This is a genomic window from Pseudoclavibacter sp. AY1H1, assembly GCF_002931055.1.
Classification (GTDB): Bacteria; Actinomycetota; Actinomycetes; order Actinomycetales; family Microbacteriaceae; genus Pseudoclavibacter.
The window spans coordinates 198,847-213,637 of record NZ_PSXX01000002.1 but is presented as its reverse complement, the minus strand read 5'-3'; the positions used below and the strand labels follow the sequence as shown (position 1 = coordinate 213,637).

The following is a 14,791-nucleotide window of genomic DNA, read 5'->3' as shown; positions in this document are numbered from 1 at the left end:
TTCCCTAACTTCCTGGCTGGTCGGCCTGGTCAGTCTGACCGGTTAGCCCTTGGGGGCGAAGAGCTTGGTGATCATGCGTGCGACGAGGTTGAGCAGCATGACGATGATGAGGAGGACGAGTGCGCCTGTCCAGGCGAGGTTGAGCATGTTCTCGGCGCCGGCTCCGACCTGCTGCGTGTAGGAGCGGTAGACGAAGACGGGGAGGCTCATCATGGCGCCCTGCGTCATGTTGTAGTTCATGTAGATGTTGAAGCCGGCGGCGATGAGCAGCGGCGCGCTCTCTCCGATGACGCGGGAGATGGCGAGCATGACGCCTGTCGTGATGCCGGCGAGTGCGGTGGGGAGCACGACCTTGGAGATCGTGAGCCACTTCGGCACGCCGAGCGCGTATGAGGCTTCGCGGAGCTCGTTGGGGACGAGGCGGATCATCTCCTCCGAGGAGCGCACGACGGTGGGGATCATGAGCACGGTGAGGGCGATGGAGCCCGCGAGTCCGGTGCGCACGTTGGTGAGGGGGATGCCGAGCGTCTGCAGGATGAGCATGATCATCGTGTAGGCGAAGAGGCCGGCGACGATCGACGGGACGCCGGTCATGACATCCACGAAGAAGTTGATGGCCTTGGAGAGGCGCCCCTTGCCGTATTCGACGAGGTAGATCGAGGTGAAGAGCCCGATCGGCACGGAGATGAGGGTCGCGACGAGCGTGATGAGGAGGGTTCCGACGATGGCGTGGATGCCTCCGCCGCCTTCCGTCACGACGCCGACCATCGAGGAGGTGAAGAACGTCATGTCGAAGCGGGCGAGCCCGTTCGCGACGAGGGTGAAGAGCAGGGAGAGCAGCGGCACGAGGGCGAGCACGAACGCGGCGGTGACGAGCGAGGTGACGAAGCGGTTCGTGGCCTGGCGGGGGCCCTCGATGATGCGGGCGATGATCCACTGGCCGGCGATATAGAAGATCGCGCCGAGGACGGCGAAGCCGGTCCAGTTGAACTCGCCGCCGCCTGCCGCGAGGAGCAGGGTGATCACTGCGGAGAGCGCGAAGCCGCCGACGAGGATCGCGTACGGGCCCCACTTGGGGAGGCGGCCGTGAGTGAGCGGGTTGATCATCTCGGGAGACGTCTGGTTCTGGGCTGGTTTCTGCAATGTTGACGTCATCAGTTGGCTCCTGAGAATTCCTTGCGGCGGCTCACGATCCATCGTGCGAGGGAGTTCACGAGGAGGGTGATGGCGAAGAGCACGAGACCGGATGCGATGAGCACGTTGATGTCGAGGTTCGACGCTTCCGGGAAGGAGAGGGCGATGTTGGCGGCGATCGTCGACGGGTTGGTGTTCGACGTCAGCTGGAAGGTGATCACGCCGGTCGCGGAGAGGACCATGGCGACGGCCATCGTCTCGCCGAGGGCGCGGCCGAGGCCGAGCATGATGGAGGAGACCATTCCGCCGCGTGCGAAGGGCAGGACGGCCATCTTGACCATCTCCCAGCGCGTTGCGCCGAGGGCGAGCGATGCCTCTTCGTGGAGTCGCGGCGTCTGGAGGAAGACCTCGCGGGTGAGGGCGGTGACGATGGGGAGCACCATGACGGCGAGCACGATGGCGGCCGTCAGGATGGTGCGGCCCGTGGCCGACACCTGGCCCTGGAAGAAGGGGAGCCAGGAGAGGTTCTCGTTGAGCCACACGTAGAACGGCTGCACGAACGGGCCGAGCACGGTTGCACCCCAGAGGCCGAAGACGACCGAGGGGACGGCGGCGAGGAGGTCGATGACGTAGCCGAGGGGGGCGGCGAGCTTGCGCGACGCGTAGTGCGTGATGAAGAGCGCGACGCCGATGGCGACGGGCACGGCCATGAGAAGCGCGAGCAGCGAGGCCCAGAGCGTTCCGAAGATGAGCGGCAGCACGTACCAGAAGAAGTTGCCTTCGGCTTCCGGCTCGGCGAGGTTGGTCGCTCCGGCGACGAAGTGGCTGTTCTCGGCCGCATCAGGGAAGAAAGCTGGGAGCCCCTGGAAGAGCAGGAAGAAGAACACGGCGGCGAGGATCGCGAGGATGAGCGATCCGGAGAACGTCGAGAGGAAGCTGAAGACGCGGTCGCCCGGGCGCGACTTCGCCTTCACCGATGTGCCCGCGTCTGGGGCGAGTTCTGCAGTCATCTGCTGAGGGTTTCCCTAAGTCAATTGGGTGGAACGAGGCGAGCGGCGGATGAGAGCCGAATCGCCCGGTGCCATGCTTTCACAGCACGGCACCGGGCTGAAACGGATCTTCGGTGCTCGCGGACTACTTGATGGCGTCGACCGCGGCCTGGGCCTGGGTGCGGAGGTCGTCCGAGATGGGCGCGGAGCCCGCGTTCTCGGCGGCCGCATCCTGTGCCTCAGGGCTGATCACGTAGTCGAAGTAGGCCTTGACGTTGGCGCCGACAGTGGGGTCGGTGTACTCGGCGCAGCCGATGAGGTACGACACGAGGACGATCGGGTAGACGCCTTCGGCGGAGCGGTCGAGCTCGAACGAGAGGTCGGTCGCGGCGCGGCCTTCCTCGAGCGTGGAGTTGTCGACGACGGCGGCTGCCGCCTCGGGGGAGAGCTCGACGAACTCGGAGCCCGTCTGGATCGCTGCCGTGCTGAGGTCACCGGCGGCGGATGCGTCGAGGTAGCCGATGGTGCCGTTGCCGGAGGTCAGTGCCTGCTGGACACCGGGGGTCTCCTGGGCGCCTTCACCGCCCGAGATGGGCCAGTCGTCGCTGTCCTCGAAGGTCCACACGTCGGGGGCAGCTTCGACGAGGTACGACGTGAAGTTGCCCGTCGTGCCGGACGTGTCGGAGCGGTGGACCGGCGTGATGGCGAGGTCGGGGAACGTGACGCCGGCGTTGAGCGCGGCGATCTCGGGGGCGTTCCAGTTGGTGATCTCGCCCTTGAAGATCTTGGCGAGGGTCGCGGGGTCGAGGTTGAGCGAGTCGACGCCCTCGACGTTGAACGCGACGGCGATGGGGGAGATGTAGGCGGGGATCTCGACGAGGTCGGTGCCGTCGACGCAGTTGCCGAAGCCGCCTGCCTCGATCTCTTCCATCTTGAAGGCGCGGTCGGAGCCGATGAAGGCCGAGGTGCCGTTCGTGAAGTCGGTGCGGCCGGCGCCGGAGCCGCCGCCGGCGTAGTTGATCTGGATGTTCGGCTGGACGGCGGCGAAGCCGGCGATCCAGGAGGTCTGTGCGGTGCCCTGCGACGATGCGCCGGACGCGGCGAGGGTGCCCGTGAGCTGCGCTTCACCTTCAACTGCGGTTCCCGGCTCTGCTGCGGTTGGCTCGTTGCTGGCGCAAGCCGCAAGCGTGAGTGCGGCGATTGCGGCCATGGCGACCGATGCGCCTACTCGCGTGAACTTCATGGAGTTTCCCTTCGGGGACAGGTGACATTCCTTGGGATCAGTTGCGATCCGTCGGTGACGCTATGCGCGAAGGGTGACGAGGAGGGGCGGGGAAAGTGAACGGGGGGTGAACGGGCTGGGAATGCGCGCAGATTTCTTGCCGCTCCCGCTTACTTCATCTGCTCCAGGACGGGCTCGATCTGCGTCCGGAGCGCATCCGAGATGGGAGCGGAGCCGGCGGCCTCTGCAGAGGCTGACTGGCCTTCCTCGCTCACGACGAAGCTGAAGTAGGCCTTGGCGTTGGTGCCGACTGAGCTGTCGGCGTACTCGGCGCAGCCGATCAGGTACGAGACGAGCACGATCGGGTAGACGCCAGGCGTCGTTCGGTTCAGCTCGAACGCGAGGTCGGTCGGAGCGCGTCCCGTTTCGATGGTGGAGTTGTCGACAACCGCGGCGGCCGCTTCTGGCGAGAACGGCACGAACTCGCCGCCCGTCTCGACGGAGGCGGTCGTGAGGCCGTCGGCGGCGGACGCATCCATGTAGCCGATCGTGCCGTTGGCGCGCAGGGCCTGCTGCATGCCTGCGCTCTCCTGGGCGGCCTCGCCGCTGTTCACGGGCCACTCGTCGACCTCGCCGTAGCTCCAGGCGTCGCCAGCTGCCTCATCGAGGTACGCCGTGAAGTTGCCAGTCGTGCCCGACTTGTCGGAACGGTGCACGGGCGTGATGGCGAGCGCGGGGAGGGCCGTGTCCGGGTTGAGGGCCGCGATCTCCGGGGCATCCCACGAGTCGATGTCGCCGGAGAAGATGCCGGCGATGGCCGCCGCGTCGAGTCGCAGCTCGTCGACTCCCTCGAGCGCGAACGCGACGGCGATGGGCGAGATGTAGGCGGGGATCTCGACGAGGTCGCTGCCGTCTGCGCAGGCGCGGAACGGGCCTTCCTCGATTTCGTCGATGTCGAACGCGCGGTCCGAGCCGATGAAGGCCGAGGTGCCGTTCTGGAAGTCGGAGCGGCCCGCGCCGGAGCCGCCGCCCGCGTAGTTGACGCGCACATCCGGCTCGATGGGGTAGAAGCCTGCGATCCAGGCCGTCTGCGCGACGCCCTGCGATGACGCACCGGATGCGCTCAGCACGCCGTCGAGGTGCTGCGACCGCGGATCCTTGCTGACCGAGATCTCGTTGAGCGCGCATCCGCTGGTCACGAGGGCGGTGGTTGCGAGGAGCGCCAGGGCGGCGAGTGCTCGGGAGTGGTGCATCGAGATCCTTCTGCCATCAGGGGTCAGGCGAGCCCGGGTCGACCGGGATCGAACTAGGGCCTGAATCAGTATGGACGAGAAGTGGACGCGACGTGACGCGCAGGTGAACGGAGGCGGGTGCGAGAGCTCGCATCCGCCGCCGCGGATCAGGTGATCGGTCCGTGCGTCTCCGCCGCGACGACGCCCGCTCGCGGGTGGTTGACGGGGACGTGGATGACGGAGCACTCTCCGGTCGACAGCATGGCGTGGCGCGCGAGGGAGCTCGGGCGCGTCGCCGTGTGCAGGGCGATGGAGCGGATGATGGCGGGCATGACGGGGGAGTGGCTGCAGATGACCGTGCTGCGCCGTCTCGAGATGAGCTTGCGCACCACCTCGTCGAGCTCTTCCTCGTCCTTCGTGTACGAGCCCTGGGCGATGCTGCGCTCGACCTGGGGGGTCAGGTCGAGCAGTGAGCTGATGGGGGCCACGGTCGAGCGGCAGCGGACGGCATTCGAGGTGATGACCGCTTCCGGGCCGAACGAGCGGAGGATGGGCACGACCGTCTCTGCCTGCTCCAATCCTCGGGCCGTGATGGGGCGCGAGTCGTCGTCGCCCGGCCACGACTGCGGGGGCACGGCCGTCGCGTGGCGGAGCACGAGGATCGCGAAGGTGCGGTGCAGCCCGCGCCGGTACCGGTCGGCGAAGATCTCGAGCACTTCGCGGTCTCGGTCGTAGCTGAGGAGCTTCTTGGCCTTCTTGAGCGATACCCAGTCGATGCCGTCGACCTCGTCGTTCGGCTCGAAGACATGCCCCTCGTACGCGGCGTCGTCGACCTCGGCGGTCCAGTAGTGCACCTCCTTGGGCCTGCCATTCGGCATGACGTACTCGACGTACCCGAGGGGTGCGCCGAGGGTCGCCCGGTAGCCGGTCTCCTCTTCCACCTCTCGGGCGGCCGTCTCCGGGAGCGTCTCTCCGGGGTCGACCTTGCCCTTGGGGAGGGAGTAGTCGCCATGCCGCCCGCGGTGGATGATGAGCACCTTGAGCTTGTCGTCGGCGATATCTTCGTGCCACAGCACAGCGCCTGCCGCGTAGACGGTGCGCGAGGCGGCAGGGATGTCGATCGTCATGCGGCTAGGCCAGCGTCGTCGGCCTGCGACGCTTGCTGATGCGTCGCATCATCTCGTCGTGCAGGTCGGTGAGCCGGTCGCCGTTCTCGTCCCTGGCGTGGCGGATCCACTCGGCGTCGGAGCCGAGGTGCCAGGTCGCGGTGGTGTCGGCCATCGCGAGGTCGAACATGCCGCCGATGTCTGCCGCGTGGTTCTCGTCGGTGATGCGCACGAGCGCTTCGATGCGGCGGTCGAGGTTGCGGTGCATCATGTCGGCTGAGCCGATGAACACGCGCTCGTCGCCGTCGTTCGCGAAGCAGAAGATGCGGGAGTGCTCGAGGTAGCGCCCGACGACGGAGCGCACTCGGATGGTCTCGCTGAGGCCGGGGACGCCGGGGCGGAGGCCGCAGATGCCGCGCACCCAGATGTCGACGGGAACGCCAGCCTGGCTGGCGCGGTAGAGCGCGTCGATGATCTCCTCGTCGACCATCGAGTTGACCTTGATGCGGATGCGGCTCGGCTTGCCGTCGAGCGCGTTCTTGCGCTCCTTGTCGATGAGGTTGAGGAGGCCGGGGCGGAGGTGCATGGGGGCGACGAGGAGGCGCGTGAACTTGCGCTCGATGGCGTAGCCGGAGAGCTGGTTGAAGAGGCGCGTGATGTCGCGGGAGATCTTCTCGTTGCACGTGAAGAGCCCGAGGTCCTCGTAGATGCGGCTCGTCTTCGGGTTGTAGTTGCCGGTGCCGATGTGGTTGTACATCTTGAGCTCGTTGTCTTCCTTGCGGATGACCTGCAGCAGCTTGCAGTGGGTCTTGAGCCCGACGGTGCCGTAGACGACGTGCACGCCGGCCTTCTCGAGCTTGCGAGCCCAGACGATGTTGTTCTGCTCGTCGAAGCGTGCCTTGATCTCGACGAGGACCAGCACCTGCTTGCCCGATTCCGCGGCCTTGATGAGGGCGTTGACGATGGGGCTGTCGCCGGAGGTGCGGTACAGGGTCTGCTTGATGGCGAGCACGTTCGGGTCGGCTGCGGCGACCTCGAGGAAGGCCTGCACGCTCGTCGAGAACGCCTCGTATGGATGCTGCACGAGCACATCGCGGCGGGCGATGGCGCCGAACATGTCGGCCTTCTCGTCGCTCTCGGACGTCCGGAAGGCGGCTGCGGTGACGGGCACGTGCGTCCGGTACTTGAGGTCGGGCCGGTTGATCGCCCCGAGCGCGAAGAGGCCGCCGAGGTCGAGGGGGCCGGGGAGGACGTACACCTCGTTGTGGGTGATGTCGAGCTCCGTCATGAGCAGCTCGAGGGTCTCGTCGTCCATGTCGTTGGAGACCTCGAGGCGGATGGGCGGGCCGAAGCGGCGGCGCAGGAGCTCCTTCTCGAGGGCCTGCAGGAGGTTCTCGGTCTCGTCCTCCTCGATCGTCATGTCCTCGTTGCGGGTGAGGCGGAACGCGTGGTGGTCGAGGATCTTCATGCCGGGGAAGACGTGCCCGAGGTGCTGGGCGATGAGGTCCTCGAGGAGGATGAAGCGGGCCTTGCCGTGGTCGGACTGCAGCGGGTAGAAGCGCGGCAGCACGGGGGGCACCTTGAGGCGGGCGAACTCCTCCTTCTCGCTGCGGGGGTTGTAGACCCGCACGGAGATGTTGAGGGAGAGGCCCGAGATGTAGGGGAACGGATGCACGGGGTCGACGGCGAGCGGCATCAGCACGGGGAAGATCTGCTCGTCGAAGAGGTCGCCGAGCTCGACGCGCTCGGCGTCGGAGAGCTCGTCCCAGCTGACGATGTGGATACCCTGGTCGGCGAGCTCCGGGCGCACGCTGCCGTTGAAGATCGCGGCGTGCCGCTTCTGCAGCTCGTAGGCCTTCGAGCGGATCGTGTCGAGCGCCTCCTGCGGCGGAACTCCCGCGGGGGTCGGGACGGCGAGGCCGGTCGCGATGCGGCGCTTGAGGCCCGCGACTCGCACCATGAAGAACTCGTCGAGGTTCGACGAGAAGATGGCGAGGAAGTTCGCACGCTCGAGGAGGGGCGTCGAGGGGTCCTCGCCGAGTTCGAGCACACGCTGGTTGAACGCGAGCCAGCTCAGCTCGCGGTCGACGAAGCGGCTGCGCGGCATCTCCTGCGAGTCTGCACCGGCCTCGGGGGCGCGGAGTTCGATAGTCATGCGGTCATCCTTCCAGGTGTGCGGAGAGGAACGGCGTCTTGTCGTCCGAGTCTCGCGGGAGTTCGTCCCTGTCCTGCAGGAATCGGGGGTTCCTGCCGGTGAAGATCAGCAGAGTCACGCGAACGGATCATGAACGGGTGCGTCGGTACTGCACGTCGATCGAGAGCTGCTCGTAGCCGAGAGAGCGGTAGAGCGAGAGTGCGGCGTCGTTGTCGCCTTCGACGTAGAGGGAGGTGCGCTTGGCACCTGTCGCGTGCATTCGCTCGAGGCCTGCCTGCATGAGCGCTCGGCCGAGCCCGCGGCCGGCGGCCTGGGGGGCGACGCCGACGACGTAGATCTCGACCTCATCGCCTTCGCGCTTGAGCCAGTTGTAGCCGAGCAGCGTGCCGTCGGCGTCGCGCAGCAGGAGGAAGTCGTCGGCGTCGAACCAGTCGGTCGACTGCCGCGCTTGGAGGCCGGGGGAGTCGAGTGCGCCCTGCTCTGGGTGGCTGCGGAAGACGATGGCGTTCAGGGCCAGGAAGTCGTCGGCGTCGGCGGGGGTGAAGGGTGAGATCGAGTATCCCTCGGGGGATGGCGCCGCCTCGGCGTCCGCCGCGGTGAGGGGGCGACCGAGCTTCAGGAGCGTGCGCACGGCGTCGAGGCCACGGGAGGAGGCGAGCGCGGAGGCGCCCGCCAGGTTGCCGTGGGCCCAGAAGACCGGCGCGGCCTCGCCCTCAGCGGCGACGGCGTCGAAGAGCTCGCCGCCAAGGCCTCGCCGCCGGTGCTCCGGATGCACGACGAGCTCTCCCTCGACGGTTCCGTCGTCGAGGTCCCGCGTGAGGGCCGCGGCGATGAGCCTGCCGGCATCGTCGATGGCCGTCAGTCGCCGCTCGCCGAGCGACAGGAGCGTGTCCTCGTTGAACGGGGCGACACCGTCAGCCGCAGTTGCGGCGTCTGCGAGTTCGCGGACCTCCGCACTTCGAGGCGCAGCCGACGCGGCAGTGGAGAGATCGGGCATCGGTGCTCCTAGGGGGTGGTGGCGTCGTCGAGCGATGAGCCGCCGGTGGGCACCGGCTCGTCCCGTGCCGCTTCGCCGTTGCGCAGGAGCCGGTAGCCGACGTTGCGCACCGTGCCGATGACGCTCTCCTGATCGCCGAGCTTGGCGCGCAGTCGTCGCACGTGCACGTCGACCGTGCGCGTGCCGCCGAAGTAGTCGTAGCCCCACACCTCGCTCAGCAGCCGCTCACGCGTGAACACGTGGTCGGGGTGCGAGGCGAGATACCGCAGCAGCTCGAACTCCTTGAACGTCAGGTCGAGGGTGCGCCCTCGATACCTGGCCGTGTAGCTGTGCTCGTCGATCGTCAACGGACCGATGGCGATCGTGCCGCTCGGCTCCTCGACCGCCGCCTGGGGGCGGAGGAGACGGATGCGCGCATCCACCTCGGCCGGCCCAGCCGTTCGCAGGATGACGTCGCCGATGCCCCAGTCGGAGGAGATGGCGGGGAGGCCGCCTTCCGTGATGGCGAGCAGCACGGGAACGGACGACTCGATCGTGTTGAGCACGCCGCACAGGCGCTTCGCGCTCGGGAGGTCGCTCGTGCCATCGATGATGTTCGCGTCCGCCTGGGGAGCGGATGCGAGGGCTGACGCGGTCGGTGGGAGCACCCGGACGCGGTGCGCCAGAAGTGTGAGGGAAGGGAGAGCGTGCTCGACGCCGCCGGCGCTGAACAAGAGGACGTCTGCCAAATGTGGCCTCCTCGATGTTTGGTCGGACTCGCTGGCTAGTCTACGCACCCTCGGGACAGCTCCAGCGTGCACAATGGGGCAATGACCCGCGAACGAGTGAGCATCGGCATCGTCTGGCTGGCTGCAGTGGTCGGAGTGTTCGGCGTTGCGATCCTCGCGGATCCCTCGCGGCACCTGGTCTGGGTGAGCATCCTCATGCTCACGCTCATCTGCCTGACCTGCCTCCTGCAGCTGCGCCTGCAGGAGAGCGACGGGTTCATCATGCGGATGAGTCTCAGCCTGGTCGGAGCCCTGGTCGTGCTTGGCGTCGCATCGCTCGGCTTCGCGATGCTCGGCGGCGACGCGGTCGTCGGAACACCGAGTCACAGCTGAACCGCGCCGCCCTTCGCGCGCGGCCGCAATGGCTAGGATGGACGGCATGGACACCGTGCTTGTTATCGAAATCATCTTCACCGGCTTGCTGGTGCTCGCGCTCATCGCCATCAGCTTCGTCTCCGTGGTTGTGCTGAAGAACCTCTTCAAGGGTCAGAACTAGCCAGCCCCCGTAGGGCGCCGCAGCTGCTGGATCGAGAGGAAACCCCCGATGGTGTACGACATCCCAACTGACCTCCCTCCCGAGATCGTGCCGCTCTCCTGGCTGCTCGGCGTGTGGGAGGGCACTGGCCACGTCGAGTACAAGGTGGGCGAGGAAGTGCGCGAGCAGGCCTTCCGCCAACGTGTGAGCTTCAGCCACGACGGCCTTCCCTACCTCAACTACTCCGCGCAGCTGTGGCTCGAGGAGGGCACGGGCGACGAGCCCGTGCAGGTGCCGCTCACGGGCGAAACCGGATTCTGGCGGCTGGCGCGCACGAGGGACGACGGCGATGTCGGTCCCGGCTACCTTCCCCCGACGGCCCCCGCCACCATCACCGATGCGGACGGCGTCGAGGGGCTCCGCGACGACGAGCAGGCGTTCCCGCTCGAGGTCTCCATCGTGCACCCGACCGGACTCCTCGAGCGCTACAGCGGCAGCGCGCGCGGGCCGCGAATCGACTTGAAGACCGAGGAAGTCCTGCTCGCGCCCGGCGCGAAGGAGTTCACCGCGTCCACCCGCATGTACGGCTACGTGGCGGGGGAGCTGCTGTGGGCCTGGGACATCGCCGCCCTCGGCCAGGAGCTCGCGACCCACGCGTCGGCGAAGCTGGCCAAGCTTGACTGAGCACCCCGTCTCGAACGAGCCCTCGTCTGTCGCCGACGAGCCTCAGCCGTACCGTTCGCCCTTCCTCGCGCTCCCCGGCGCGGTGGAGGGCGTCGGCATCGACGCGGGTGTCGCCTGGCACTACGGGCAGGTGACGGCCGACCAGCGTGAGCTCGCAGCGGGCCGCTCCATCGTGGATGCCTCGCACCTCGGTGTCATCCGCCTCACGGGTGCCGACCGGCTCACCTGGCTCGACTCGCTCACCTCGCAGCGGCTCACGACCCTCGAGCCCGGGCAGAGTGCTGAGACGCTGCTCCTCGACATCCAGGGGCACATCGAGCACGGCGCTGCCGTGCTCGACGACGGTACGGCGACCTGGCTCATCACCGAGCGCGAGTCGGCTCCCGTGTTCGCGGCCTGGCTGAACCGGATGCGGTTCCTCCTCGACGTGCAGGTCGCCGAGGTCACGGACCAGTTCGCGGTCGTCGCGACGCTCGGCCAGCTCGACCTCGGTGCGGCGGCCCCCAACGGCACGCCGCTCGTCTGGAACGACCCGTGGGCCACTCCTCCCGCACACGGCTGGAGCTACTCGCAGTTCCCGGTCATCCCCGCCGACGGCGCGGTCGACGCGCACCCCGGAGCCGACTTCCCGGTGAAGCTGCATGTCCTCGAGCGCGCGAGCCTGCAGGGGCTCGTCGACCGCGCACTGGCGGGCGAGCTGCCCGTCGCAGGCATGCACGCGTTCGCGGCGCTCCGCATCGCGGCGCTCCGTCCCCGCCTCGGGGCTGAGGTCGACTCGAGGGCGATCCCGCACGAGTTCGACTGGCTCCGCAGCGCCGTCCACCTCGAGAAGGGCTGCTACCGCGGGCAGGAGACGGTCGCGAAGGTCCACTTCCTCGGTCGTCCGCCGCGCAGGATCGTCCTCCTCGACCTGGACGGCTCGCTCGGCGAGCTTCCCGTGGCCGGCAGCACGCTTTCGGTCGAGGGCGACGCCAAGGCGCAGACGGTCGGACGCATCAGCTCGGTCGCGATCCATCACGAGGACGGCCCCATCGCGTTGGCGCTCGTGAAGCGCTCGCTCGCGGAAGACGCCTCGCTGGTCGTGGAGCTCGCCGACGGGCAGCAGGTCTCGGCGAGCGCGACGACGATCGTGTCGCCGACGGCTGGCCGCGCGGCAGACGTGCCCCGCCTGCCGCGCCTCGAGCGTCGCGGGCAGTAGACATGTCGGCTCCGGCGGCTGGCGTCGGGGCCGCGTTCGCCCGTCTGCGGGCCTCGCTTCCGGCGGTGCTGCAGATCACGGCGGCGGCCTTCGCCGCCTACGCGATCGCGCACTGGGGGCTCGGGCATCCCATCCCGTTCCTCGCCGTGACGGTCGCGATCACGAGCCTCGGCCTGCAGCGCGACGCCCGCCCGCGTCGTGTCTTCGACACGGCGCTCGGCATCACCTTCGGGGTGCTGCTCTCCAACCTCTCGCTCCTGCTCTTCGGGCGCGGCGTGTGGCAGGTGACCGTCGTCCTCGCGGTCGTGCTCCTGCTCGCGCGGCTCGTGCACCCGAGCCCCGGGTTCGCGATCGGCGCCGCCGTGCAGGCGTCGCTGGTGCAGCTCATCCCCGTCCAGGGCGTCGGCGAGTACTCGCGCCTCCTCGACGCGGTCATCGGGGGAGCGGTGGCCATCGCGGCGACCGCGCTCATCCCGCGCAACGCGTCGGCGCTCGCGAAGAACGAGGCCAAGGGGCTCATCGGCGCGCTCGCCCAGGCGCTCGGCGATATCTCGCAGGCCCTGCGCAGGGGAGACAGCGACGCAGGCCTCGCTGCGCTCGAGGAGCTGCGCATGACGCAGGCCACGCTCGACGCCTGGTCGACCGAGCTCGAGAGCGCCGCATCCATCGCCCGGATCTCGCCGTTCATGCGCCACCATCGCGGGAGGGTCGAGCGGATGGCGGAACTGCGAACGAGCATCGACCTCGCCACGCGCAATCTCCGGGTAGTCGCGCGGCGTGCCTGGTCGCTGTCGTGGGATGGTCGCCACCGCGAGGAGCTCGCCGATCTCCTCGGCGACATCCAGTCGGGGATGCTCGAGCTGCAGCTCGGTCTCGACGACGACGCGATGCTCCACCAGTCGCGCCAGACGCTGCTCATCGCGGCGGCCAGGCTGGAGCCGGAGCACCTGCACGGAGCGCAGCTCGGCGACTCGGTGCTGCTCATGCAGTGCAGGCCCCTCGTCGTCGACCTGCTCATCGCGAGCGGCATGGAGGCGGAGGCCGCTCGCACGGCCCTCCCCGAGGTCCACTAGTCGCCGCGCCGTGGCCCCCGACGCGCGGACTACGAGGGTGCGAGCGCGCCGGAGGCGGGGGCAACGGCGTCCCACGAGACCGTGATCTCGCCGAGGCGCCAGCGCTTCCGCGAGTCGGCGAGCGGCCAGCCGGCCGCGCGCATCCGCTCGCACACGGCGATGAAGCGCTGCCTCGCGCCGAACGTCTGTCGTGGGGCCTCCCGCTGCCAGGCGTCGTCGAGCGCCTTCAGGTACTCGTGCACGCCTTCGCCAGGCACGTTGCGGTGGATGAGGGCCTTCGGCAGCCGTTCGGCAACCACGAGCGGAGACTCGAGACTGGCGGTGTGCAGCGAGACCGTGAACGTCCGAGGTCCGGCCGCGTCGACGCCGATCCAGGACGATACGCGGCCGACCTCGTTGCACGTTCCCTCGACGAGCAGGCCGCCTGGCGCGAGTCGACCGGTCATCCGGGCCCAGGCCTCGGCGACTTCCGACTCGTCGTACTGCCGCAGCACGTTCATGGCTCGGATGACACTCGGCTGCTCGCCGCCGGGAGTCGGCACCTCGAAGCCACCGACGGCGAAGCTCACTCGGCCCGCGAGCTCTGGCCGATCGGCGAGCTGCGCTCTGGCGAGCGCCACGCGCCCCGGGTCGATCTCGAGGCCGTGCACTCGCACCTCGGGAGAGGCCCGTCGGAGGCGATCCGCCAGCTCGAATGCCGTCGCGCCGCTCGCCCCGTAGCCCAGGTCGACGACAAGCGGGCGCGGGGCGGACTGCAGCGCGGGGTGCTCCGCGATCCAGCGGTCGACTCTCCGCAGGCGGTTCGTTCCCGTCGTTCCGCGTGTGAGTCGACCCAATGGCATGCGACGAGACTATTTCAGCTTCGGTCTCCTCGCCGTCGCACGCGGGTCACCCCCACTCGGTACGCTTGGACCATGACTGAAGCGCTGACCCTCATCCTGGTCCGTCACGGACAGAGCGAATGGAACGAGAAGAACCTCTTTACCGGCTGGGTGGATGTTGAGCTCACCGAGCAGGGCCGCGAAGAGGGTGCCCGCGCGGGCCGCCTCATCCGCGAGTCCGGCCTCAAGCCCAACGTGCTCTACACGTCGCTGCTCACGCGCGCGATCGACACCGCGAACCTCGCGCTGAAGGAAGCCGGCCGCGGCTGGATCGACGTCGAGCGCACGTGGCGCCTCAACGAGCGCCACTACGGCGACCTGCAGGGCAAGGACAAGGCTCAGGTCCGCGACCAGTACGGCGAGGAGCAGTTCATGGAGTGGCGCCGCTCGTACGACACGCCGCCGCCCGCCCTCGACGACAGCAGCGAGTTCTCGCAGGCGCACGACGAGCGCTACGCGGACCTCGGCGATGAGCTGCCCCGCACGGAGTGCCTAAAGGACGTCCTCGTTCGCTTCCTCCCGTACTGGGAAGAGGAGGTGCTGCCGACGCTCGTGAAGCGCGGCACCGTCATGGTGGCCGCCCACGGCAACAGCCTGCGTGCGCTCGTGAAGCACCTCGAGGGCATCAGCGACGACGACATCGCCGCCGTGAACATCCCGACCGGCATGCCCCTGGTCTACCGTTTCGACCCCGAGACGCACGAAGTCCTCGGCAAGGGCGAGTACCTCGACCCGGAGGCAGCAGCCGCAGGAGCTGCCGCGGTCGCGTCGCAGGGCAAGTAGCACCGGGCCTCGCTGAACAGCAGAACGGCGGATGCTCCAGGAGAATCTCCTGGAGCATCCGCCGTTCTGCTGCTGCTCAGAGCCGGGCCGTTTTT

14 protein-coding genes are annotated in these 14,791 nt (G+C 68.5%); 5 read left to right on the top strand and 9 right to left on the bottom strand.

Going from position 1 to position 14,791, the window contains the following annotated elements; genetic code table 11:
- Positions 1 to 42: 42 nt before the first annotated feature.
- From pstA to C5E05_RS20455, 8 genes are all read right to left on the bottom strand, one after another.
- Entirely contained in the window at positions 43 to 1,155 is a 1,113-nt protein-coding gene (pstA, locus tag C5E05_RS05415; RefSeq protein ID WP_104241955.1) for a phosphate ABC transporter permease PstA, read from the bottom strand.
- On the bottom strand, positions 1,155 to 2,144 hold the full coding sequence (gene pstC / locus C5E05_RS05410) for a phosphate ABC transporter permease subunit PstC (RefSeq protein ID WP_104241953.1): 990 nt from the start codon (positions 2,142 to 2,144) through the stop codon (positions 1,155 to 1,157). The genes pstA and pstC overlap by 1 nt, the downstream gene beginning before the upstream one ends.
- A 124-nt stretch (positions 2,145 to 2,268) precedes the next feature.
- Positions 2,269 to 3,366 carry a phosphate ABC transporter substrate-binding protein PstS gene (locus C5E05_RS05405; protein ID WP_104241951.1) on the bottom strand — a complete coding sequence of 366 codons (1,098 nt, stop codon included), beginning with the start codon at positions 3,364 to 3,366 and terminating at the stop codon, positions 2,269 to 2,271.
- Positions 3,367 to 3,515: 149 nt separating this feature from the next.
- Positions 3,516 to 4,598, bottom strand: a complete 1,083-nt coding sequence (locus tag C5E05_RS05400; protein ID WP_104341338.1) for a phosphate ABC transporter substrate-binding protein PstS — start codon at positions 4,596 to 4,598, stop codon at positions 3,516 to 3,518.
- A 146-nt stretch (positions 4,599 to 4,744) separates the two neighbouring features.
- Positions 4,745 to 5,704 (bottom strand): NUDIX hydrolase, encoded by a 960-nt coding sequence (locus C5E05_RS05395; protein ID WP_104241947.1) that lies wholly within the window; start codon positions 5,702 to 5,704, stop codon positions 4,745 to 4,747.
- Positions 5,705 to 5,708: 4 nt separating this feature from the next.
- Positions 5,709 to 7,838 carry an RNA degradosome polyphosphate kinase gene (locus C5E05_RS05390; RefSeq protein WP_228496619.1) on the bottom strand — a complete coding sequence of 710 codons (2,130 nt, stop codon included), beginning with the start codon at positions 7,836 to 7,838 and terminating at the stop codon, positions 5,709 to 5,711.
- A gap of 127 nt (positions 7,839 to 7,965) precedes the next feature.
- Positions 7,966 to 8,835 carry a mycothiol synthase gene (gene mshD, locus C5E05_RS05385; RefSeq protein WP_104341337.1) on the bottom strand — a complete coding sequence of 290 codons (870 nt, stop codon included), beginning with the start codon at positions 8,833 to 8,835 and terminating at the stop codon, positions 7,966 to 7,968.
- Positions 8,836 to 8,843: 8 nt separating this feature from the next.
- On the bottom strand, positions 8,844 to 9,563 hold the full coding sequence (locus C5E05_RS20455) for a winged helix family transcriptional regulator (protein WP_228496618.1): 720 nt from the start codon (positions 9,561 to 9,563) through the stop codon (positions 8,844 to 8,846).
- A gap of 81 nt (positions 9,564 to 9,644) precedes the next feature.
- On the opposite strand from C5E05_RS20455, the gene C5E05_RS20450 reads away from it, so the two are divergent.
- The 4 genes from C5E05_RS20450 (at position 9,645) to C5E05_RS05365 (ending at position 13,032) form a co-directional block, all read left to right on the top strand.
- Positions 9,645 to 9,935 carry a hypothetical protein gene (locus C5E05_RS20450; RefSeq protein ID WP_228496617.1) on the top strand — a complete coding sequence of 97 codons (291 nt, stop codon included), beginning with the start codon at positions 9,645 to 9,647 and terminating at the stop codon, positions 9,933 to 9,935.
- Between the two features lie 214 nt (positions 9,936 to 10,149).
- Positions 10,150 to 10,761, top strand: coding sequence for an FABP family protein (locus tag C5E05_RS05375; protein WP_104242161.1), 612 nt, complete (start codon positions 10,150 to 10,152; stop codon positions 10,759 to 10,761).
- Complete coding sequence (locus tag C5E05_RS05370; RefSeq protein ID WP_104341335.1) at positions 10,754 to 11,959, top strand: folate-binding protein YgfZ; 1,206 nt, start codon at positions 10,754 to 10,756, stop codon at positions 11,957 to 11,959. The genes C5E05_RS05375 and C5E05_RS05370 overlap by 8 nt, the downstream gene beginning before the upstream one ends.
- A gap of 2 nt (positions 11,960 to 11,961) precedes the next feature.
- Positions 11,962 to 13,032: an FUSC family protein gene (locus C5E05_RS05365; protein WP_104241939.1), complete on the top strand. Its 1,071-nt coding sequence runs from the start codon at positions 11,962 to 11,964 to the stop codon at positions 13,030 to 13,032.
- A gap of 29 nt (positions 13,033 to 13,061) precedes the next feature.
- On the opposite strand, the gene C5E05_RS05360 is transcribed toward C5E05_RS05365, so the two are convergent.
- A complete protein-coding gene (locus C5E05_RS05360) occupies positions 13,062 to 13,874 on the bottom strand; it encodes a bifunctional 2-polyprenyl-6-hydroxyphenol methylase/3-demethylubiquinol 3-O-methyltransferase UbiG (RefSeq protein ID WP_104307086.1) in 813 nt (270 codons plus the stop codon).
- A 72-nt stretch (positions 13,875 to 13,946) separates the two neighbouring features.
- Here C5E05_RS05360 and C5E05_RS05355 point away from each other — a divergent pair, with 72 nt between their 5' ends.
- Positions 13,947 to 14,696, top strand: coding sequence for a phosphoglyceromutase (locus C5E05_RS05355; protein WP_104241936.1), 750 nt, complete (start codon positions 13,947 to 13,949; stop codon positions 14,694 to 14,696).
- Positions 14,697 to 14,791 lie beyond the last annotated feature (95 nt).